At 67.8% G+C, this 19,752-nt stretch carries 17 protein-coding genes and 1 pseudogene; 11 read left to right on the top strand and 7 right to left on the bottom strand.

All coding sequences use genetic code 11. The features are described from left to right. Positions 1-137: pseudogene (locus JF542_RS08050) on the bottom strand (electron transfer flavoprotein subunit beta/FixA family protein); the annotation flags it as partial. A gap of 211 nt (positions 138-348) precedes the next feature. Between JF542_RS08050 and JF542_RS08045 the strand changes: the two are divergent. The 4 genes from JF542_RS08045 (at position 349) to JF542_RS08030 (ending at position 4,650) form a co-directional block, all read left to right on the top strand. Continuing rightward, positions 349-1,497: a CaiB/BaiF CoA transferase family protein gene (locus tag JF542_RS08045; protein WP_207075448.1), complete on the top strand. Its 1,149-nt coding sequence runs from the start codon at positions 349-351 to the stop codon at positions 1,495-1,497. A gap of 295 nt (positions 1,498-1,792) precedes the next feature. Beyond that, positions 1,793-3,007 carry a CaiB/BaiF CoA transferase family protein gene (locus JF542_RS08040; protein WP_040545696.1) on the top strand — a complete coding sequence of 405 codons (1,215 nt, stop codon included), beginning with the start codon at positions 1,793-1,795 and terminating at the stop codon, positions 3,005-3,007. 37 nt (positions 3,008-3,044) lie between these two features. Next, a complete protein-coding gene (locus JF542_RS08035) occupies positions 3,045-3,833 on the top strand; it encodes an SDR family oxidoreductase (protein ID WP_207075446.1) in 789 nt (262 codons plus the stop codon). Positions 3,834-3,948: 115 nt separating this feature from the next. Beyond that, the gene (locus JF542_RS08030) at positions 3,949-4,650 is read left to right on the top strand and encodes a GntR family transcriptional regulator (protein ID WP_242533654.1); all 702 of its coding nucleotides are present in this window, start codon (positions 3,949-3,951) and stop codon (positions 4,648-4,650) included. A gap of 21 nt (positions 4,651-4,671) precedes the next feature. Here the strand turns inward: JF542_RS08030 and JF542_RS08025 are convergent, their stop codons facing one another. Further along, entirely contained in the window at positions 4,672-5,178 is a 507-nt protein-coding gene (locus tag JF542_RS08025; RefSeq protein WP_207075444.1) for a nuclear transport factor 2 family protein, read from the bottom strand. A gap of 31 nt (positions 5,179-5,209) precedes the next feature. Then, positions 5,210-6,115 carry an SDR family NAD(P)-dependent oxidoreductase gene (locus tag JF542_RS08020; protein WP_040545694.1) on the bottom strand — a complete coding sequence of 302 codons (906 nt, stop codon included), beginning with the start codon at positions 6,113-6,115 and terminating at the stop codon, positions 5,210-5,212. Positions 6,116-6,388: 273 nt separating this feature from the next. Between JF542_RS08020 and JF542_RS08015 the strand changes: the two genes are divergently transcribed. Then, positions 6,389-7,858, top strand: coding sequence for an aldehyde dehydrogenase (locus JF542_RS08015; RefSeq protein WP_207075443.1), 1,470 nt, complete (start codon positions 6,389-6,391; stop codon positions 7,856-7,858). 53 nt (positions 7,859-7,911) lie between these two features. Here JF542_RS08015 and JF542_RS08010 read toward each other — a convergent pair whose 3' ends face one another. Together JF542_RS08010 and JF542_RS08005 are read right to left on the bottom strand one after the other, a co-directional pair. Continuing rightward, positions 7,912-9,153: an MFS transporter gene (locus JF542_RS08010; protein ID WP_207075442.1), complete on the bottom strand. Its 1,242-nt coding sequence runs from the start codon at positions 9,151-9,153 to the stop codon at positions 7,912-7,914. 10 nt (positions 9,154-9,163) lie between these two features. Then, positions 9,164-9,964, bottom strand: coding sequence for a glucose 1-dehydrogenase (locus JF542_RS08005; RefSeq protein ID WP_207075441.1), 801 nt, complete (start codon positions 9,962-9,964; stop codon positions 9,164-9,166). 265 nt (positions 9,965-10,229) lie between these two features. Here JF542_RS08005 and JF542_RS08000 point away from each other — a divergent pair, with 265 nt between their 5' ends. The 5 genes from JF542_RS08000 (at position 10,230) to JF542_RS07980 (ending at position 16,364) form a co-directional block, all read left to right on the top strand. After that, complete coding sequence (locus tag JF542_RS08000) at positions 10,230-11,123, top strand: HpcH/HpaI aldolase/citrate lyase family protein (RefSeq protein ID WP_207075440.1); 894 nt, start codon at positions 10,230-10,232, stop codon at positions 11,121-11,123. Between the two features lie 4 nt (positions 11,124-11,127). Beyond that, positions 11,128-13,098: an AMP-binding protein gene (locus JF542_RS07995; RefSeq protein ID WP_207075439.1), complete on the top strand. Its 1,971-nt coding sequence runs from the start codon at positions 11,128-11,130 to the stop codon at positions 13,096-13,098. A 14-nt stretch (positions 13,099-13,112) separates the two neighbouring features. Next, the gene (locus tag JF542_RS07990; RefSeq protein WP_207075438.1) at positions 13,113-14,273 is read left to right on the top strand and encodes an acyl-CoA dehydrogenase family protein; all 1,161 of its coding nucleotides are present in this window, start codon (positions 13,113-13,115) and stop codon (positions 14,271-14,273) included. 64 nt (positions 14,274-14,337) lie between these two features. Further along, entirely contained in the window at positions 14,338-15,549 is a 1,212-nt protein-coding gene (locus JF542_RS07985; protein WP_207075437.1) for an acetyl-CoA C-acetyltransferase, read from the top strand. An 11-nt stretch (positions 15,550-15,560) separates the two neighbouring features. Further along, positions 15,561-16,364 (top strand): enoyl-CoA hydratase/isomerase family protein, encoded by an 804-nt coding sequence (locus tag JF542_RS07980; RefSeq protein WP_007802333.1) that lies wholly within the window; start codon positions 15,561-15,563, stop codon positions 16,362-16,364. 77 nt (positions 16,365-16,441) lie between these two features. On the opposite strand, the gene JF542_RS07975 is transcribed toward JF542_RS07980, so the two are convergent. Next, on the bottom strand, positions 16,442-17,629 hold the full coding sequence (locus JF542_RS07975) for a CaiB/BaiF CoA transferase family protein (RefSeq protein WP_207075436.1): 1,188 nt from the start codon (positions 17,627-17,629) through the stop codon (positions 16,442-16,444). 277 nt (positions 17,630-17,906) lie between these two features. Between JF542_RS07975 and JF542_RS07970 the strand changes: the two genes are divergently transcribed. Further along, complete coding sequence (locus JF542_RS07970; protein ID WP_207075435.1) at positions 17,907-18,860, top strand: DMT family transporter; 954 nt, start codon at positions 17,907-17,909, stop codon at positions 18,858-18,860. A gap of 9 nt (positions 18,861-18,869) precedes the next feature. Here JF542_RS07970 and JF542_RS07965 read toward each other — a convergent pair whose 3' ends face one another. Continuing rightward, on the bottom strand, positions 18,870-19,688 hold the full coding sequence (locus JF542_RS07965) for a hypothetical protein (RefSeq protein ID WP_207075434.1): 819 nt from the start codon (positions 19,686-19,688) through the stop codon (positions 18,870-18,872). Between the last annotated feature and the right edge of the window lie 64 nt (positions 19,689-19,752).

Below are 19,752 nucleotides of genomic sequence, written 5' to 3'. Positions count from 1 at the left end.
GCCTCTTCGACGGCGATTTCGTCGAACGGGTTCATCGACATCTTCACGTTGGCCAGATCGACGCCGCTTCCGTCCGCTTTCACACGAACCTTCACGTTGTAGTCGATCACGCGCTTCACGGGCACAAGCACCTTCATTGGCGGTCTCTCCTGTCGCGTTTCGGTCTCCCCCTGTCGGGGCCTGAGGCGGAGCTAGAGCATATTTCGCCCCGGTCTACGAGAGATCGGCCCTCTGGGCGCGCCATAGGCAGACCCTATGCGCAGAGCCTCCCGGGGTTCGCCGGCGCCCATTCCGTGGCACAGTCCGGACAGGACGAGAGCGCGGGAATGGCCGCGCGAGGGAGGAAAGATGGGGCCACTGGAAGGGGTTCGGGTCCTCGAACTGGCCGGCATGGGGCCGGTGCCGTTCTGCGGCATGCTGCTTGGCGACATGGGCGCGGATGTGCTGCGCGTCGACCGTATCACACCGGTGGAGCGCGGCGTCGGCGCCGAGGATGCGCAGGACCTGCGCGGGCGGAACAAGCGCTCCGCTGGCATCGACCTCAAGTCCAGCGCCGGCCGCGCGACGCTGCTCGAACTGGTGGCGCAGGCCGACATCCTGATCGAGGGCTATCGGCCCGGCGTGATGGAACGGCTGGGCCTCGGGCCCGACACCTGCCTGGCCCGAAATCCCAAGCTGGTCTATGGCCGCGCCACCGGCTGGGGGCAGGACGGGCCTCTGGCACAGGCCGCCGGCCATGACATCAACTACATCGCCCTGACCGGTGCGCTGGCGATGATCGGCCCCGCTGGCGGGGCGCCGGTGCCGCCGCTCAACCTCGTGGGCGATTACGGAGGCGGGGCGCTCTACCTGGCCTTCGGCACGGTCTGCGCCCTGCATCACGCGCGTTCAGGGGGCGGCGGACAGGTCGTCGATGCGGCGATGATCGACGGCGTGTCGAGCCTGCTCACGGTGTTTCGTGGCTTCCTCCAGAACGACCGGCTCCACGAGGGCCGGGGGCAGAATGCGCTCGATGGCGGCGCGCCGTGGTATTGCACCTACGAGACACGCGATGGCGGCTGGATGGCGGTCGGGGCGCTCGAGCAGCGCTTCTACATCCCCTTCTTGACCGGGCTCGGGCTCGATCCTGCGGCGCTGCCATCCCGCGAGGATCGCGCCAACTGGGGCGAGCTGCGGTCGCTCTTCGCGGCGCGCTTCCGCAAGCGCAGCCGGGCGGAGTGGGAACTGGTCTTTGCCGGCAGCGATGCCTGCGTGAGCCCGGTCCTGAGCCTCGCGGAGGCCTCGCGCCACCCGCAAAGCACCGCGCGCGCGGCGTTCACGCGGCTCGACGGGGCGGAGCATCCCCGTCCGGCGCCGCGCTTCTCGCAAACGCCGGCAACGGTGCGGCAGGCGCCCGCCCGCGCCGGGGCCGACACGCAGGTCGCGCTCAGCGACTGGGGGATCGACGCGACGCAGATCCGCGACGGGCTCGCGGCCGGCTATCTGGGGGAGGGCTGAACGGTGCACAGCCTTCTGCAACAGGGCGCGACGGCACGCCGGACGCCCTCTTTCAAGGCGCGTCTGGTTGGGGCTCACGGCAGGCTCACACCAGCGAGAGTCATTTCCGATGGGGTCCAGAGACAGGAGCAATCGCTGCCGTCCGAGGCGGTCGCGCAAGTGGAACCGGACCGGCCGAGCCTGTAGATTTTTTGAAATGGCGCGGCGGGCCGGACAGGGATCCGCGGCGCAGGGCGGACGCCGATGGCGCGGACATCGAGCGTGCCGGCGGACCGCACAGGAAACGGAGAGACAGATGGCCAAGACGAGACCTTTGACCGGAATTCGGGTTCTGGAACTCGGCGCCTATATTTCGGGGCCCTACGCGGCGGCGATCCTCGCCTCGCTCGGGGCCGAGGTGGTGAAGGTCGAGCCGCCGCATGGCGGCGATCCGTTCCGCCGCGGCGTCGACACCAAGAGCCCCTATTTCGTGCAGTACAACGCCGGCAAGAAGAGCCTCGCGGTCAACCTCAAGTCGCCGGACGGGCTGGCGCTGGTCAAGTCGCTGCTGCCCGAGTTCGACGTGGTGATCGAGAACAGCCGCCCCGGCAAGATGGCGGCGCTCGGGCTCGGCATCGAGGACGTGCAGAAGATCAACCCGGCCATCGTCTACGCGTCGGTTTCGGGGTTCGGCGACGGGGGGCCGTGGCGCGACCGGGCGGCCTACGACTCGATCGGACAGAGCATGGGCGCGTTCTACTCGATCATGAACGATGCCGAGGATGCGCGGCTCTCGGGCACCTGCATCGGCGACCTGATCACCGCGATCACAGCCACGATGGGCATTCTCGCGGGGCTCGTCGGGCGCGGCCTGACGCCGGGCGGGGCGGGGGCGGATGTGCGCACCTCGCTGCTCGAGGCAATGTCGACCATCACCATCGATGCGGTGACGCAGATGTACGAGGATGGCGGCAAGGCGCCCACGCGCGAGTCGCGCCATCCGCAGGCGCAGAATTTCTGCCTGCAGACCTCGGATGGCGGCGGCATCACGCTGCACCTGTCGTCGTCGCAGAAGTTCTGGCAGGCGCTGACCCGCGCCATCGAGCGGCCCGAGCTGGCCGAGGATGCGCGCTTCGTCACCTATTTCGACCGGCTGAAGAACTATTTCGAGTTGCGCCCGATCGTCGAGGCCGAGTTCAAGCGCCGCGACCGGGCCGAGTGGGAGGCGCGTCTGATCGAGTTCGACGTGCCCTTTGCCCCGGTGCTGACCGCCGCCGAGCTTGTGAGCCATCCGCAGACCGAATGGCTCGACATGATGGAGCCCGAACGCAACGGGCTGGCGCTGGTGCGGGCGCCGTGGCGCTTTGCGGGCGAACGGCCGGGGCGCGACTTCGAGGCGCCGCATATCGGCGAGCACACGCGCGAGATCGCGGCCCGGGTACTGGGCAGCGCCGATGTCGACCGGCTGATCGCCGAGGGTGTGCTGGTGCAGTCCCCCGACGGTGCCGAAGCGGTTGCCGCGCAGGCCTGAGACGACAAGACGAATGTCAGGAACGGAAAGAGACGAAATGGGTATTCTTGAGCAGTATTTCGGCCTCGCCGGCAAGACCGTGCTGGTCACCGGCGGTGGCCGCGGCATCGGAGAGTCGATCGCCGAGGGCTTCGTGAAGGCCGGGGCAAAGGTCTATATCTGCTCGCGCAAGGCCGAGACCTGCGCCGCCACTGCCGAGCGGCTGTCGGCCTTCGGCACCTGCATCGCGCTGCCGGTGGCGGCGGACATCTCGACAGAGGCCGGCCGCCGCGCCGTGGTCGAGGCAATGGGCGAGCGCGAAGACAAGCTCGACGTGCTGATCAACAATGCCGGCGCGCTCTGGGCGGCACCGCTGGCCGAGTATCCCGAAAGCGGCTGGGACAAGGTGTTCGACCTCAACGTGAAGGGGCTGTTCTTCCTGATCCGCGACCTGGTGCCGCTGCTCGAGGCTGCAGCCAGCAAGGTCGAGCCGGCGCGGATCATCAATATCGGCTCGATCGACGGCTTCCACATCCCCAAGCACGAGACCTATGCCTATTCCTCGTCGAAGGCGGCGTCGCACCAGCTCTCGATTCACCTCGCGGACCAGCTCGCCGGGCGCAACATCACCGTGAACGTCATCGCACCGGGCATGTTCCCGTCCAAGATGATGCAGGGCACGCTCGACCGGGTGGGGGAGGAGAAGGTGGTCGAGAAGGTGCCGATGAAGCGCCTGACCGGCGCGGATGACATGGCCGGCACGGCGATGTTCCTCGCCTCGCACGCCGCCTCCTACATCACCGGCGTGGTGCTGCCTGTCGATGGCGGCACCGCCACCACGCTCTGAAACGGACCGCGCCGCGCACCGGATCGGTGCGCGGGCCATGCGCCTCGGAGGTTGCGTCGGCGGGGCCGGCGCAGTAGCTCTTGGTGCGTCGTCATCTCTTCCGGAAAAGGGGCCGATGGAGCTTCCGCCACACGCACAGGGGCGCCGCAGCCAGTTGTCTCAGGACGTGGCCAGCTATGTCCGCGAGCTGATCATCTCGGGGCGCGCCCGCCGCGACGATTACCTGCGCATCGACACGATTGCCAAGGCCATGGGCATCAGCTCCACGCCCGTGCGCGAGGGGCTGCTGATGCTGCAGCTCGAGGGCTTCGTGAAGCTTGTGCCACGACACGGCTTCCGCGTCGTCGGGGTCGAGCCGCAGGACGTGCTCGACATCTTCTGGGCGCAGGGTGTGCTGGCAGGCGAGCTCGCCGCGCGAGCCGCGATGCGCGCCAGCGAGGACGAGATCTCCGAGCTCGAGGCGCTGATCGAGGCGCATTCCAGGGCCGTCGCCGCCGGAGATGAGCCGTCCTACACGCGGCTCGGGCACCAGTTTCACCGCGCGGTAAACCTCGCGGCGCGGTCGAACCGGCTGGCCAACCTGCTCGGCAACATGACCAAGCAGCTTCCCAACCAGTTCTACGGCAAGATCGAGGGACAGATCGAAGGCTCGCTCGAGTATCACCCGCGCATCCTTGAGGCGATCCGCGGGCGCGACGCCGAGGCGGCGCGGGCGCAGATGGTCGAGCATATCGTCAGCGGCGGTGACGCGCTGGTGCAGTACCTCGAGGATCAGGGCCTCTGGGCCGAGGATCGGGAGAGCGACGCGGGAGCCTGACGGACAGGCCCCCGCGCGACTTCAGAGCGCTGCCGAAAGATACACCGCATCCTCGGAGTTGCGCTGCCCCAGCACACCCTCGATGCGGCGCAGGTGATTGGTGCTGTCGAGCGTGCGGGTGGAATCGTAGACCACCTTGCGGTCGGCCACCCGCCAGACTCCGTCATCGCGTTTTTCGAACCGGTCGACATAGCGGCCGAACACCTCGATATCGGTGGGCGCGCCGTCGGCCGGCTCGCGCCGGCTCATGGCGACGAAATAGGTCTCTGCGGTGGCCACGGTCGGGCTCACGACCTCGATCAGGCAATTGCCCATGAAGTGCATCGAGAACGGCACCGTCGCGTGGCGCTCCGAGACCCATGCGATGAAGGCATCGGCGTCGCCGTGAAACTCGCCGTGCCAGTCGATGGCATCGTCGTGATAGCAGGCCCGGACCAGCGGCCAGTCCCGCCGGTCGACCCCCCGGGCATAGCGCAGCAGGTTCTCCTGTATCTCCTGCTTGGCGGTGAGCTCGTCGAGCTTGTCCATGGTCTGCCTCCTCCTCTTCAGACTCGGGTCGTCAAACGGGGTCCCAGGAAAACACGTCCTGGCTGCGGTCGAGCCCGAAATAGGCCGGGGCCAGCGCCGGGCCGGCGTGGTCGCGGATCAGCTCGGGCGTCCAGCCTTCCTCGCGCTGTACCGAGCGCACGGGCCGGCTCTGGCTCATCAGCAGGATCTCGTTCTTGCGCACTGCAAAGACCTGGCCCGACACGTCCTTCGCCGCTTCCGAGGCGAGGTACACCGCAAGCGGGGTGTTCTTCTCTGGGGTCATCTGCTTGAGCTTGTCGACCCGCGCTTGCTGATCCGGGGTGTCGGTGGGGATGTTTCCTGTCATCCGGCCCCAGGCGAAGGGGCAGATGCAGTTGGCGCGGACGTTGTAGCGGGCCATGTCGAGCGCGATCGACTTGGTCAGTGCCACGATCCCGAGCTTGGCGGCGGAATAGTTGGCCTGCCCGATATTGCCCACCAGGCCCGAGGCGCTGGTCATGTTGATATAGGCCCCCGATTCCTGCTGCCGGAACAGCGGCGCCGCGGCGCGGCTGACGAAAAACGTGCCGTTGAGATGGACGTTCAGCACCGAGAGCCACTGCTCCGGCTCCATCTTGTGGAACATCGCGTCCCGCAGGATGCCGGCATTGTTGACCACGATGTCGAGCTTGCCGAAGCTGTCGACGGCGGTGCCGACGATGCGCTGCGCCGCGTCCCAGTCCGAGACCGAGTCGGTGCTGATCGTGGCCTGACCGCCGAAGCCCCGGATCTCGTCGCGGGTGTCCTCGGCCGGCGAGTTTGAGCCGCCCTCCCCGGACAGCGAGACGCCGATATCGTTGACCACCACCGACGCGCCGGCGCGCGCCAGCGCCACTGCCAGCGCCCGTCCGATGCCGTTGCCTGCGCCGGTGACGACTGCGACCTTACCCTCGAGCATATCCGTTTCCTTGCCTTGTCCGTTTTGTCTGCGCCATCGCCCGGGCGGTGGCACCTTGCGGCCCAGAATAGGCAACAAGTTCCGGCCTGTGCAGCCGCGGCGCGCGTCATTCGCCCTGTCGCCCGGATAGGTGCGGCCTATGCCGCATCGCCGCCGCTTTCACTGATCCGCGCGTCAGCTAAGGTCCGTCTGTCTTCGCGTGCTCTGAAGCGCGCCCGGAGACAGGCCGGGCCCGGCCCGGCGGCGGACCACGGGACAGGAGGAGCAGGACCAATGGCAGCAAGTGGCAATCTGGATCGGATCTATATCGGCGGGGACTGGGTCACGCCGGACTCCTCGGACCGGATCGAGGTGATCTCGCCGGTGACCGAAGAGCCCATCGCCTCGGTGCCGGCCGGGTCGCGCGCCGATGTCGACGCGGCGGTCGCGGCGGCGCGACGTGCCTTCGACGAGGGGCCGTGGCCGCATCTCGAACTGTCCGAGCGCATGGCCTGCCTGGCGCGGTTGAAGGACATTTTCGAGCGCCGCGCCGAAGAGATCGCCCAAGCCATCACCGCCGAGATGGGCAGCCCGATCACCGCCTCGCGCACCCAGCAGGTGCCGATCCCGATCATGATGATGGAGGCGCAGCTCGACCTTGCGCCGCAGCTGGCCTGGCGCGAACTGCGCCAGTCCAAGACCGGCAACGGCCTCGTGCTGCGCAAGCCCAAGGGGGTGGTGGTGGCCATCGTGCCGTGGAACGCGCCGCTTATGGTGACGCTGGCCAAGATCGGCCCGGCACTGCTGGCGGGCTGCACGGTGATCCTCAAGCCGGCGCCGGAATCGCCTCTCAGCGCCTACCTGCTGGCTGAGATGATCGACGAGGCGGGCTTTCCGCCTGGTAGCTTCAACATGCTCTGCGCCGACCGCGCCGAGAGCGAGTATCTCGCGCTGCACCCGGGGGTAAACAAGGTTTCCTTCACCGGCTCGACCATCGCCGGGCAGACACTGGCGCGGGGTTGCGGCGACTTGCTGCGCCCGATCACGCTGGAGCTTGGCGGCAAGTCGGCGGCGGTGCTGCTCGAGGATGCCGATGTCGGTGCCGCCATCGAGGCGCTCCGCGTCGGCTCGTTCCGCAACTCTGGCCAGATCTGCAGCCTCAAGACCCGCATCGTGGTCTCGAAGCGGCAGGAGGCGGAAGCGCTGGAGCGGCTCGAGGCGCTGGTGGCGTCGATGCCGGTGGGCGATCCGCTCGACGAGACGACCCAGATCGGCCCGATGGTCAGCCAGCGTCAGCGCGACCGGGTGGCCGGCTATATCGACACCGGGCTCAAGGACGGCGCGCGGTTGATCTGCGGCGGACCGGGACGGCCCGAGGGGCTAAACCGCGGCTGGTTCGTGCGGCCGACGATCCTCGCCGGGGTCGACCCCGGCGCGACGGTGGCGCAGGAAGAGATCTTCGGCCCGGTGCTCTCGGTCATCACCTATGACACCGAGGACGAGGCCATCGCCATCGCCAACAACTCGCAATACGGGCTGAACGGCTCGGTCTTCACCGCCGACACCGCGCGCGGCGTGGCCATCGCCGAGCGCATCAAGTCGGGGGTGGTCGAGGTCAACGGTGCGGGCTGTGGCTTCCATTGCCCGATCGGCGGGGTGAAGGCGTCGGGGATTGGTCGCGAGCACGGCCGCGAGGGATTTGATCCCTATGTTGAGATCCGCACCATCGGGCTGCCGAAGGAGTATGCCGACAGCCTCGCCTGACCGCGCGACCGAAGATTTTTCGCGCGAAGAATCTTCGGCCGTCCTGAAGGGCGTCAGGGTTTGCCGGCGAGCGGATCCGGCTCCGGCCCGGTGACATCAGGCAGCGGGCGCCAGATCGCGATCAGCGCGGTGCCCGCCATCGCTACAGCCGACGCCACGAGCGCGATCTGCAGGCCGAAATGCTCGGCCACGATGCCCCAGCCCCAGCTCCCGAGTGCCAGCCCGAGATAGGTGAAGGTGAGGTGCATCGACACCATCCGCCCCACCAGCCGGCGCGGCGCCGAGAGTTGCAGCGTCGAGTTCAGCAGCGTCAGGTTGACCAGCCAGCAGGCGCCGCAGACGAAGGTCGCCGCGAGCCCGACAATCGGGGCATGGGTCAGTGCCAGCACCAGGATGGCGGCGGCGCAGAGCGCGGTCATGCCGGTGACGACGCGCTCGATGCCGAAGGCGCGGCGCAGCCGCGACAGCAGCAGGCCGCCGCAGATCGCTCCGATGCCGATGCTGCCATAGAGCAGCCCGTAGATGTCGGCCTCGCCGGTGAACTGGTCGCGGGCCACCAGCGGCAGCAGCGCGATCATGCCGTTGGAGCAGAAGCCGAACAGGAACACCCGCTGCACGATCGGATGCACGTGCCGCGCTTCGACGATGAACCGGACCCCCTCCGAGATCGCACGCCCGATCGAGGCGCCGGGAACATCCTCACGCTTGGGTGCCCGCCACAGCGCCAGGGCCACGATCGCGGGGACGTAGCTCAGCGATCCGACGAGGAAAGCCGCGGTGCTGCCGGCGGTGGCGAGCACGACGCCGCCCAGCACCGGGCCGAGCGTCTTCATCAGGTTGGCGCTGATGGTGTGAAGCGACACCGCCTCGGGAAGCTGGTCGCGCGGGGCGATGTCACCCAGCGAGGCGATCCAGGCCGGGGCCAGGGTCGCGTTGCCCGAGGTCACAAGGAACGCCAGCACCAGCACCCAGGCGGGTGTCAGCAGTTGCGCCGCCGCCATGCCGACCAGCACCAGCGACACGAGGAACATGAAGATCTGGCTGAGGATCATCACCCGCCGCCGATCGAGCACATCCGCGAGCCCGCCTGCCAGCAGCGACAGCAGCACCGGCGGCAGCGACGTGATGGTGGTGACGAGCGCCACCATCGTGGCGCTGTCGGTGAGTTCGGCCATCACCCACGAACAGGCGACGATATGGATGAACAGGCCGAGGAAACAGACCTCGATGGAGGGCAGGAGCCGCCGAAAGGCCGGATCGACAAGCAGCGAAAGCGCGGATTTCCCGGCGACCATGATGCGCTCCTCAGCAGCCCAGCGTCATGCCGCCATCGACGGTCAGGGTCTGGCCGGTGATGAAGCGGGCGTCGTCGCTGGCGAGGAAGGCCGAGGCGCGGGCGATGTCCCAGGCGTCGCCGAGCCATTTCATCGGCACGCGCTCGGCCCGCGCCTTCCAGACCGCGTCCATCTGCTCGGGGGAGGCGCCCCAGTTGCTCTGCGCCGAGGCGCGCGCCATCGGCGTGTCCATCAGTCCCGGCAGCACCGCGTTCACCCGGACCTGCCGCGCGGCGTATTCCGCCGCGGTCACCCGGGTCATCTGGTTCATTGCAGCCTTCGAGGAATAGTAGGCGACGTAGTTCTTCCCGAGATAGCGGATGCTCGAGATCGACGAGACGTTGACCACCGCGCCGCCACCGCGGGCCAGCATCTCGGGAATGGCGTGCTTCATCGACAGGAAGCAGCTCTTGAGATTGACCGCGAAGACCTTGTCGAAATCCTCTTCCGAGAGCTCCACCACGTCGCCGGGCACCACGATGCCCACGTTGTTGACCAGCAGGTCGAGCCCGCCGAACTCGGCCACCGCGGCGTCGACCGCCGCCTTGACCTCGTCCGAGGAGGTGGCGTTGCCGCCGATGCCGAGCGCGGTGCCGCCCTCGTCGCGGATCGTCCGGGCGGCCTCTTCGGCGAGACGGGCGTCGAGATCGAAGCAGACAACGCTGGCCCCCTCGCGGGCGAACTGTGCCGCGCAGGCCTTGCCGATGCCCCAGCCGCCGCCGGCAGTGCCGGCGCCGATAACCAGCGCGGTCTTTCCCTTGAAACGCTCCACGTGCCTGTCTCCTCTATTCCGTCTTGGTGCCTGCTGCGAGCTTCGGGGCAGGGCGGGGATTGTCAATTGCGGTCGCCGAAGCCGCTGCCTGTCGCCGCCCTAGGCGATCACCCCTGCGCCCATTCGCAGGGGTTTCCAAGCCCGGCCCGAGCGGCGCCTATGAGGTTGCCAGCTTTTGCCTTTCGAGCCCTCCGCAGCGGCGCGGCTCAATTGACCCAAAATAATATATTATGCATCAAAAGGGGAAAGAGGAGGCATTTCCGGTATGAAACCCACACGTTCGATGCTGTTCGTTCCCGGCCACAAGCAATCCTGGGCCAAGAAGGCGGTGGCCGCCGGCGCGGATGCGGTGATCCTGGACCTGGAGGATTCCGTGCCCGAGGACATGAAAGCCGAGACCCGCCACATGGTCGCCGAAACGATCGGTGAGCTGGCCAAGTCCGATCCCGAGGTCGGGGTCTATGTGCGCCTCAACGCGCTCGAGACCGGCATGATGGGCGACGATCTCGAGGCGGTGGCGATCAAGGGCTGCAACGGCTTCCTGCCGCCCAAGACCTACGGCGCACGCGACGTGGTGCAGGCCGAGGCGCTGGTCGATCACTATGAGCGTCGCAACGGGGTCGAGGCGGGCACGCTGGAATTTGTGCTCTCGCTCGAGACAGCGCAGGCCTACGCGGACTGCGAGAACATGATCAAGGCGTCGCCGCGCTGTGCCACGCTGTTCGCCGGCACGGCGCGCGATGCCGACGTGTCGCGTTCGATCGGGTTCGAGTTCACCCCGGACGGGTTCGAGACGCTCTACATGCGTTCGCGCGCGGTGCTGGCTGTGCGCGCGGCGGGGCGGGATTTTCCCATCGTCGGGCTGTGGCAGGATCTCAAGGATATCGACGGCGCGTGGAAATTCGCCCGTGACAACAAGACCCTCGGCTTCCGCGGGCTGGTTGCGATCCACCCCAGCCATGTCGCCATCGCCAACGAGGTCTTCATGCCGACCGAGCAGGAGGTCGCCTTCTATCAGGGCATGATCGACGCTTTTGATGCTGGTGTGGCGCGTGGCGATGCGGCGGTGGCCTACGAGGGCATGCATATCGATCTCGCCCACGTGAAGACCGCGCGCGAGGTGATCGGCATGTACGAGCAGCTCAAGGGCAGGGGGTGAGGCGATGAAGGGACGCGCGCGTTTCGGCGAGGCGGCATCCGGAGACTGGATGCCCGGCCCTGACCAGATGGACCGCAGCCGCCTGGCGGCGGCGATGCACCGCTGGGGCTATGACGGGCTCGAGGACATGCATCGGGCGTCGATCGACGACCCCGAGAGCTTCTGGCCGCGGGCGCTCGACGACCTCGGCGTCACCTTCACGACGCCCTGGTCCACCTTCCGCGACGACAGCGCCGGCTTTGCCTTTCCGCGCTGGTTCACCGGCGGGGCGCTGAACGTCGCGACCCATTGCGTCACTCGCCACGCAGAAGACCCCGAGGCCGCAAAGCGGCCCGCCGTGATCAGTGAAGCCGACAGCGGCGTGTGCCGCGAGCTGAGCTTCGGCGCGCTTGGCGCCGAGGTCGAGCGGGTGGCCGCCGGGCTGGCGGCGCTCGGCATCGGCAAGGGCGACCGGGTAGGGCTGTTTCTTCCGGTGATCCCCGAAGCGGCGGTGGCGCTGATGGCCTGCGCCAAGATCGGCGCCGTGGCGGTGCCGGCCTTCTCGGGCTACGGGCCCGATCCGCTCGCGGCGCGGCTCAACGCGGCGGACGCTGTGGCGCTGGTCACCGTCGACGGCACCACCCGCAAAGGCAAGCCCGTCGCCATGAAAGAGACCGCTGACGGCGCGTTGAAGCAGGCCCCCGGCGTGCGCCATGTGCTGGTGATCGAGAACACCGGAAGCGGCTGCGCAATGACCGAGGGGCGCGACCACGCCTGGGCCGACATCGGCAAGGCGTGCGATCCGGTGCCGACCGTGGCCTGCGATCCCAACGATCCGTTCATGATCATCTATACCTCGGGCACCACCGGTGCGCCCAAGGGCATCGTGCACAGTCATGCCGGCTACCTGATCAAGTCAGGCGTCGATTTCGGCTATGCCTTCGACGTGCAGTCCGACGACCTCGTCGGCTGGATCGCCGACATGGGCTGGATGCTGGGGCCGCTGATGATCACCGGTTGCCTGCAGTTCGGCGCCGGTATCGTCTTCGTCGAAGGGCTGCCGAACTTCCCCGATCACAACCGCATGTGGGACATCGTCGAGCGCCACCGCGTGACCATGCTGGGCATGGCGCCCACCGCCGCGCGCGGTCTGCGGGCGGCGATGGCGGGTGGCGTTCCGGAGCAGGACATCTCGAGCCTGCGCGCCTTCACCTCCACAGGCGAGGCCTGGGACGAGCCGACCTGGTGGTGGCTGTTCCGCGACGTGGGCGGGAAGACGCTTCCCATCATCAACTACACCGGCGGCACCGAGACCGGCGGCGGCATCCTGTCGAACTACACCTGCGCGCCGATCTCCTGCGCCACCTTCGCGGGCCCGCTGCCGGTGCAGGATGCCGACGTGCTCGATGCCGAGGGCAATCCCACCGACGGCATCGGCGAGCTTGCGGTGCACAACACCTGGCCGGGGATGACCCACGCCTTCTGGCAGGATCCCGAGCGCTATTTCGAGACCTACTGGAGCACCTTCCCCGACACCTGGGTGCATGGCGACCTCGCCTCGGTGGCCGGCGACGGCTACTGGCGCATCCACGGCCGCTCGGACGACACCATCAAGGTCTCGGGCCGCCGCATCGGCCCGGCCGAGATCGAGAGCGCCTTGGTGACCAACCCCGAGGTCTCGGAGGCCGCCGTGATCGGCGTGCCCGACCCGGATCGCGGCTCGCGCATCGTGGCCTTCGTGACGCTGGGCAGCGGCGTCGAGGCGCTCGACATGGCGAGGGCAGCAGAGGCCGTCACCCGGCTGGTGGGCAAGGCGATGATCCCGTCGCTGATCGTGCCGGTGCCGGGCCTGCCCAAGACCAAGAACGGCAAGATCATGCGCCGCGCCATCCGCGCGCGCTATCTCGGCCAGCCCGCGGGCGACATGTCGGCGCTCGATGCGTCGACCCCGCTCGAGCTGATCCCGGTGCAGGCCGACACCGAACAGACCGCCTGAGAGGAGACCCCAGAATGGCACTCGACCAATCCGAACTCGACCTGATCCGAGGCTCCGTCAGCAAGATCGCCGAGGAGTTCGATCTCGAATACTGGCGCAAGATGGACAAGACCAAGGAGTACCCCTGGGATTTCAAGGACGCGCTGGCCCAAGGCGGCTGGCTCGGCATCCTGATGCCCGAGGAATACGGCGGCATGGGGCTTGGCCTGACCGAATGCGGCATCGTGCTCGATGAGCTGGGCCAGAAATGCGGGTTCAACGCCAATTCGGTGTTCCAGTACTACGTCTTTCCGCCGGGTCCGGTGATCCACCACGGCTCGTCCGAGATGAAGCAGGAGTTCCTGCCCAAGCTCGCCAGCGGTGAGGAAATGATGTGCTTCGGCGTGTCCGAACCCGACAACGGCGTCGACACCTCGCGGCTCAAGACCTTCGCCAAGAAGGACGGCAACCGTTACCTCGTGAACGGGCGCAAGGTGTGGATTTCGAACGCGCTCAACGCCGACCGCATCCTGCTGCTGACCCGCACCAGCCCGCGCAACCCCGAACGCCCGTTCGATGGCATGACGCTGTTCCTCAGCCGGCTGAAGGACAAGAAGGGCGTGCAGATCAACCGCATCGACAAGATCATGCGCAACGCGGTCGACAGCAACGAGATCGTGTTCGAGGATTTCGAGGTCTTCGAGGACGAGATCGTCGGCGAGGAGGGCAAGGGCTTCCGTTGCCTGATCGACGGCCTGAATCCCGAGCGTATCGCGGTGGCGCAAACCTGCATCGGGCTGGGGCGCGGAGCGCTGAACCTGGCGGTGCAATACGCCAAGGACCGCATCGTCTTCGACCGTCCGATCGGCAAGAACCAGGCCGTGGCGCACCCGCTCGCGGATGCCTGGATGCGGCTCGAGGCAGCGGATCTGGTGACCCAGAAGGCGGCGCGGCTGTTCGACGAGGGCCGCTCTTGCGGGCCCGAGGCCAATGCCGCCAAATACCTCGCAAGCGATGCCGGCTTCGAGGCGGCGGACCGGGCAATGCAGTTCCATGGCGGTTTCAGCATGTCGACCGAGTACCACGTCTCGCGCTTCTGGATGGAGGCACGGCACCTCAAGATCGCGCCGATCAGCCAGCAGATGGTGATGAATTTCATCTCCGACAAGGTGCTCGGACTGCCACGCTCCTACTGAGGACGACCGGCGCCGGCGGGAGGCCGGCGCCAGACAGAACAAGACGACAGGAAGGACAGAATAGATGCGCGATGCAGTCATCTGCGAACCGATCCGCACCCCGGTCGGCGGCTACGGCGGCTCCCTGCGGGATGTGCCCGTCGCCGAGCTTGCCGCCACCGTGGTCAAGGCGCTGGTCGAACGTTCGGGTGTCACCAGCGAGGAGATCGACGACGTGATCTTCGGGCAGGTCTACCCCAATTCCGAGGCCCCGGCGATCGGCCGGATCGCGGCGCTCGATGCCGGGCTCGACATCTCGGTGCCGGGCACCCAGATCGACCGCCGCTGCGGCTCGGGGCTGCAGGCGGTGATCAATGCCTCGATGTGCGTGCAAACCGGCGTGGCCGACCTGATCATCGCCGGCGGCGCCGAGTCGATGAGCCAGGCGGAGTACTACACCATGGGCGCGCGCTGGGGCCTCAAGGGCCGCGACGCCGAGCTCATGTGCCGCATCGGGCGCGGCCGCGTCACCTCGGGCGGCAAGTTCTACCCGGTGGCGGGCGGCATGCTCGAGACCGCGGAGAACCTGCGCCGCGACTTCTCGATCTCGCGCGAGGAGCAGGATGCCTTCGCCGCCAACTCGCACGCCAAGGCCTCTGCCGCGACCGCCGCGGGCAAGTTCCGCGACGAGACGGTGCCCGTCACGATCAAGTCGCGCAAGGGCGAGACCGTGTTCGACACCGACGAGCACATCCGCCACGACGCCACCGCCGAGAGCCTCTCGGGCCTGCGGCCGATCCTCGGGCGCTCGGATGCCGAGGCGACGGTCACCGCGGGCAATGCCTCGGGCCAGAATGACGCCGCCGCCGCCTGCATCGTCACCACCCGCGAGAAGGCCGAGGCGCTCGGCCTCAAGCCGATGGGCCGGCTGGTGAACTGGGGCGTGGCGGGGGTCGGCCCCGAGCGCATGGGCATCGGCCCGGTGCCCGCGGTCGAGAAGGCGCTCGGCCGCGCCGGGCTTGCCATGAAGGACATGGATCTCGTCGAGCTGAACGAGGCCTTCGCGGCGCAGGTGCTGGCCTGCACCAAGAGCTGGGGCTTCGGCGACGACGACTACGCCCGGCTCAACGTCAATGGCTCGGGCATCTCGCTCGGCCATCCGGTCGGGGCCACGGGTGTGCGCATCCTTGCCACCATGTTGCGCGAGATGGAGCGCCGCGAGGCCCGATACGGGCTGGAAACCATGTGCATCGGCGGCGGGCAGGGCCTCGCCGCGATCTTCGAACGCGTCAGCTAAGGGACAGGAAAATGAGCGCTCTCGACAAATACAAGGACTACGCCTTCAAGTTCGAAATGAACGAGCCCGGCGTGCTGGAGCTGATCTTCGACGGCCCGAACCTGAACGCGGTGGACGCGCGGGTGCATTCCGACATTCCCTATGTCTGGAACACCATCGACGAGGACCCGGACGTCAACGTGGTCATCGTGCGCGGCGCCGGCAAGGCGTTCTCGGCGGGCGGAGATTTTGCCCTGATCGACGCCCAGATCGAGGATTACGGCACGCTGACGCAGGTTCTGCGCGAGTCCCGCGATCTTTATTACAACATGATCGACTGCTCGAAGCCGATCATCTCGGCGATCCACGGCCCGGCTGTAGGCGCGGGGCTCGTGGTGGCGCTGATGGCCGACATCTCGATCGCCGCAAAGGACGCGGTGATCGTCGACGGGCACACGCGGCTCGGGGTGGCTGCGGGCGACCACGCGGCGGCGGTCTGGCCGCTGATGTGCGGCATGGCCAAGGCCAAGTACCTGCTGCTGACCTGCGACAAGATCTCGGGGGCGGAGGCCGAGCGCATCGGTCTGGTGTCGCTCACCGTCGAGGAGGAGGATCTGCTCGAGACGGCGCGCAAGACCGCCAGCAAGCTGAACCGGGGCGCACAGGAATCGATCCGCTGGACCAAGCAGACGCTGAACCTGTTCTGGAAGCACAACGCCGGCACCTTCGAGGCCGGCCTGGCGCTGGAATTCCTCGGCTTCGGCGGCCCGGACGTGCGCGAGGGCGTGGCCAGCCACAAGGAAAAGCGGCGCCCGGATTTCTCGCGCCGGCGCTGAGCCGGCAGGCTTGAAAGCAAGCGCCCCCGCGGGTCTCCGCGGGGGCGTTTCTTGTTGGCGCTCGGTGATGCAGCGCGTCAGCCGGCCTTGACGGTGCCCGCCTCGCACATCGCGGCGATCTCCTCGGTGCTGAAGCCATAATCCGCCAGCACCGCCTCGCTGTGCTCGCCAAGCAGCGGCGGGCGGGCGAAGTCCACGCTGCCGCCCGAGAGCTTCGCCGGCGGCGGCACCAGCGGGAAGGGCGCGGAGTCGGGGAAGGCCACGTCGCGCATGAAGGTCTGGCGCAGGTCGAGCGCGCCGCCCATCACCTCGGCCGGAGACAGCACCGGGCCGCAGCCGATGCTGGCATTGCCGAGGATCTCGATGCAGTCGTCGCGGCTCTTGTCGGCGCACCATTTCTGCATGATCGCGCTCAGGTCCTCGCCATTCTCGCCGCGGGTGTCGTCCGTGGCGAAGCGCGGGTCGTCGAGCAGGTCCTCGCGCTCGACGATCTTGCACCAGCGCTGGAACACTTTCTGGCCGATCACCTGCATGATGAACCAGCCGTCGCGCGCCTTGAAGATGTCGGAAGGGCCCGACATCGGGCTGCGGTTGCCTGATGGCTCGCGGTGGCGGAAGCCGGTGCCTTCCTCCATCAGGATCTGGTTGGTGAGGTTGAGCGAGGTGCCCACCAGCGAGGCCTCGACATGGGTGCCCTCGCCGCTGCGCATCTTGCGGATGATTGCCGCCAGCGTGCCATAGGCCAGCGACAGTGAGGTCGAGAAGTCGATCGGCGCCGTCGCCGCGCGATGCGGCTTGCCCGGCTCGCCGGTCAGCCAGACCGCGCCGCTCACCGCCTGGCCCACCCCGTCAAAGCCGATGCGCTCGGCCATCGGCCCCTCGGTGCCATAGGCGCTGGCGGTGGCAAGGATGATATCGGGCTTGATGGCTTTCAGGGTGTTGTAGTCGAGGCCGAAATACTTCAGCGCGTTGGGCGAGTAGTTCGCCACCACCACATCGGCCTGCGCGATCATCTTCTTCATCACCTCGCGGCCCTCGGGCGAGGTCATCGCCAGCGCCAGGCAGCGCTTGCCGCCGTTGCATTGCAGGAACTGCGCGCCCTCGCCGTGATCGGTGACCGGCATCAGGAAGCGGTCGTCCTCGCCGCGCGGGCGCTCGATGCGGATGACGTCGGCGCCGAAGCTGGCGAGCAGATGCGCGCAATAGGGGCCGGCGATCCACCGGCCGAAATCGAGCACGCGGATGCCCTCAAGAATACCCGTCATGACTGGCTCGCTCCCTTTTCCTGTCCGTTCGGGCCCGAGGACGCGTGCGCCTCCGGGCGTCTGCAGAATATGAGCATCCCAACGGCTTAGAAACGTGGCCGGCGTCTTTCGCACCGCCCGAGAGCCTGCGCCTTGCGCGGGGCAACGCAATACCTATGCCTGTGGCCGCACCCTGTCCGTTCCCGTCACCCGAGGGCAGTATGCCTCCAAGGCCAGTGCGCCGCCCCGGCCTCCGGCCGGGCTGGCGGTGCCCTGGGACATCCGAGGGAGAAATGCCATGAGTGAGGCCGCCGCTGTCGCGCAGCCCGACTCGCACCTGCGCGGGATCGCCTTCAAGATCCTCTACGTGATCTGCATCGTGCTGATGCTGACGCTGGTGAAACTGATCGACGACGTGCCGCTGGGAGAGGTGATGTTCTTCCGCTGCTTCTTTTCGATCCTGCCGATCGCGGGGCTGCTGATCCTGCGCGGTGAGCTGACCGCGGCGTTCCGCACCAAGCGCTTCGTCGGGCACGTGACCCGCACCTGTCTGGGGCTGACGATGATGGGCCTCACCTTCGTGTCGGTGCAGGCCCTGCCGCTGCCCGAGACGGTCACCCTGCAATACACCCAGCCGCTTTTTGTCGTGGCCTTCTCGGCGCTGTTCCTGCGCGAGGCGGTGGGGGTGAACCGCTGGGGTGCGGTGGCCTTCGGCTTTGCCGGCGTCCTTGTCATCACCTGGCCGAACCTGTCGATGCTGACCAGCGGCTCGGCCGAGCTGACCACGCGCGAGCTGATCGGCATCGCGGCGGCGCTGATCGCGGCGGCGGGGGTCGCGGTGGTGTTCCTGCTGGTGCGCGGTCTGGTGAAGACCGAGAAGCCGACCACGATCACCGCCTATTTCTGGCTGATCTCTTCGTCGCTCCTTGCGCTCTCGGCCTTTGGCGGCTGGGAGCCACTGACGCTCGAGCAGACCGCGCTGCTGATCGCCTGCGGGATCCTCGGAGGTTTTGGGCAGCTCTGCATGGCGCTGAGCCTGCAGGCGGCGCCAGCCTCGGTCACCGCGTCGTTCGAGTACACATCGCTGCTCTTCGCCATCGGGCTGGGCTATTTCATCTTTGGTGACATTCCCGGCATCAACACGCTGTTCGGCGGTGCGATGGTGATCGCGGCGGGGCTGTTCATCCTCTGGCGCGAGAGCCGCGCCGGGGTGTCGAGCACGCCCAGGCGCAAGCTGCCGCCCGCCCCGTAAGGCGGGCGCTCAGTCGAGCGCCGCGTAGAGGAAGTCCGGCACTGTCACCGCCTTGCGGGTGTTGAGGTCCACGGTCAGTAGACATTGCTCGATGGTGGCCACCGCCTCGCCCATGTCGTCGAAGACGCGATGCACCGCCCAGAAGCTCTTGCCCTTGATCGCCTGCAGCCGTGAGGTCGCGAAGAGCGGCCGCCCTGCCACCGGTGCGGCCCCGCGCGAGACCAGGAACTCCACCCCCATCCGGTTGATCCCGGTGCGGTTCGAGAACTCGGGCGTGAAGCCGAGATGGTTGAGCTGCGCGTGGGACGAGACCGAGCTGTGGCGGATGATCTGCTCGAAGAGCAGCGCGCCGGTGTGGTCGAGATCGCTTGGCCGCACCGGGCCGAGCGGCACCGTCACGTCATGCGCCCCGGCGTCCGGCCAGTCCCGCATCGGGGTGGTGCCGAGTCCGCGGGGCAGGGCGAGCGGCACCTCCTCGGGCGTCACCTCGGGCAGATCCGCGGCGCGCTGGGTCGTCAGATCGAGCGCGGTGGCAGAGATCTCGCCGCCACTCATCAGCAGGTGAACCACGGCGCCGTCCTGTGGCCCGCCCGCGAGCCGCGCGCTGCGCACTTCGACGGGGGCGGACACGAAGAGTTCGCGATGGAAACGCAGGTGCCGAAGCGGCGTGATCGCACCGCCGGGGCCGGGGGCACCCGGCGCGGTGGCGAGCGCCTCGGCCGCCATCTGGAAGCTGCGGCCGTAGAACCGGGCATTCCAGTGGTTGTTGTAGTCGCACTCCCAGCGCTCGACCCGGCTGTAATAGGTCGGTCTGCCGATCTCGGTCATGTGCTTGGTCCCCGTTTCGCGTTGCGATGATCCGTCTGTTGAAGACCGCTTGCGGTCAAGGTGC

This window comes from Salipiger bermudensis, from assembly GCF_017309175.1.
GTDB lineage: Bacteria > Pseudomonadota > Alphaproteobacteria > Rhodobacterales > Rhodobacteraceae > Salipiger > Salipiger bermudensis.
This window is presented reverse-complemented; position numbering and strand designations above follow the sequence as displayed.

Excerpts from the sequence above, each read along its gene's own strand:
- JF542_RS08040 (WP_040545696.1), top strand. The coding sequence starts at position 1,793 with ATGGCCAAGACGAGACCTTTGACCGGAATTCGGGTTCTGGAACTCGGC.
- JF542_RS07965 (WP_207075434.1), bottom strand. The coding sequence starts at position 19,688 with ATGACCGAGATCGGCAGACCGACCTATTACAGCCGGGTCGAGCGCTGG.
- JF542_RS08000 (WP_207075440.1), top strand. The coding sequence starts at position 10,230 with ATGAAACCCACACGTTCGATGCTGTTCGTTCCCGGCCACAAGCAATCC.
- JF542_RS07980 (WP_007802333.1), top strand. The coding sequence starts at position 15,561 with ATGAGCGCTCTCGACAAATACAAGGACTACGCCTTCAAGTTCGAAATG.
- JF542_RS08045 (WP_207075448.1), top strand. The coding sequence starts at position 349 with ATGGGGCCACTGGAAGGGGTTCGGGTCCTCGAACTGGCCGGCATGGGG.
- JF542_RS07995 (WP_207075439.1), top strand. The coding sequence starts at position 11,128 with ATGAAGGGACGCGCGCGTTTCGGCGAGGCGGCATCCGGAGACTGGATG.
- JF542_RS07970 (WP_207075435.1), top strand. The coding sequence starts at position 17,907 with ATGAGTGAGGCCGCCGCTGTCGCGCAGCCCGACTCGCACCTGCGCGGG.
- JF542_RS07985 (WP_207075437.1), top strand. The coding sequence starts at position 14,338 with ATGCGCGATGCAGTCATCTGCGAACCGATCCGCACCCCGGTCGGCGGC.
- JF542_RS08035 (WP_207075446.1), top strand. The coding sequence starts at position 3,045 with ATGGGTATTCTTGAGCAGTATTTCGGCCTCGCCGGCAAGACCGTGCTG.
- JF542_RS07975 (WP_207075436.1), bottom strand. The coding sequence starts at position 17,629 with ATGACGGGTATTCTTGAGGGCATCCGCGTGCTCGATTTCGGCCGGTGG.
- JF542_RS08010 (WP_207075442.1), bottom strand. The coding sequence starts at position 9,153 with ATGGTCGCCGGGAAATCCGCGCTTTCGCTGCTTGTCGATCCGGCCTTT.
- JF542_RS08030 (WP_242533654.1), top strand. The coding sequence starts at position 3,949 with ATGGAGCTTCCGCCACACGCACAGGGGCGCCGCAGCCAGTTGTCTCAG.
- JF542_RS08025 (WP_207075444.1), bottom strand. The coding sequence starts at position 5,178 with ATGGACAAGCTCGACGAGCTCACCGCCAAGCAGGAGATACAGGAGAAC.
- JF542_RS08020 (WP_040545694.1), bottom strand. The coding sequence starts at position 6,115 with ATGCTCGAGGGTAAGGTCGCAGTCGTCACCGGCGCAGGCAACGGCATC.
- JF542_RS07990 (WP_207075438.1), top strand. The coding sequence starts at position 13,113 with ATGGCACTCGACCAATCCGAACTCGACCTGATCCGAGGCTCCGTCAGC.
- JF542_RS08015 (WP_207075443.1), top strand. The coding sequence starts at position 6,389 with ATGGCAGCAAGTGGCAATCTGGATCGGATCTATATCGGCGGGGACTGG.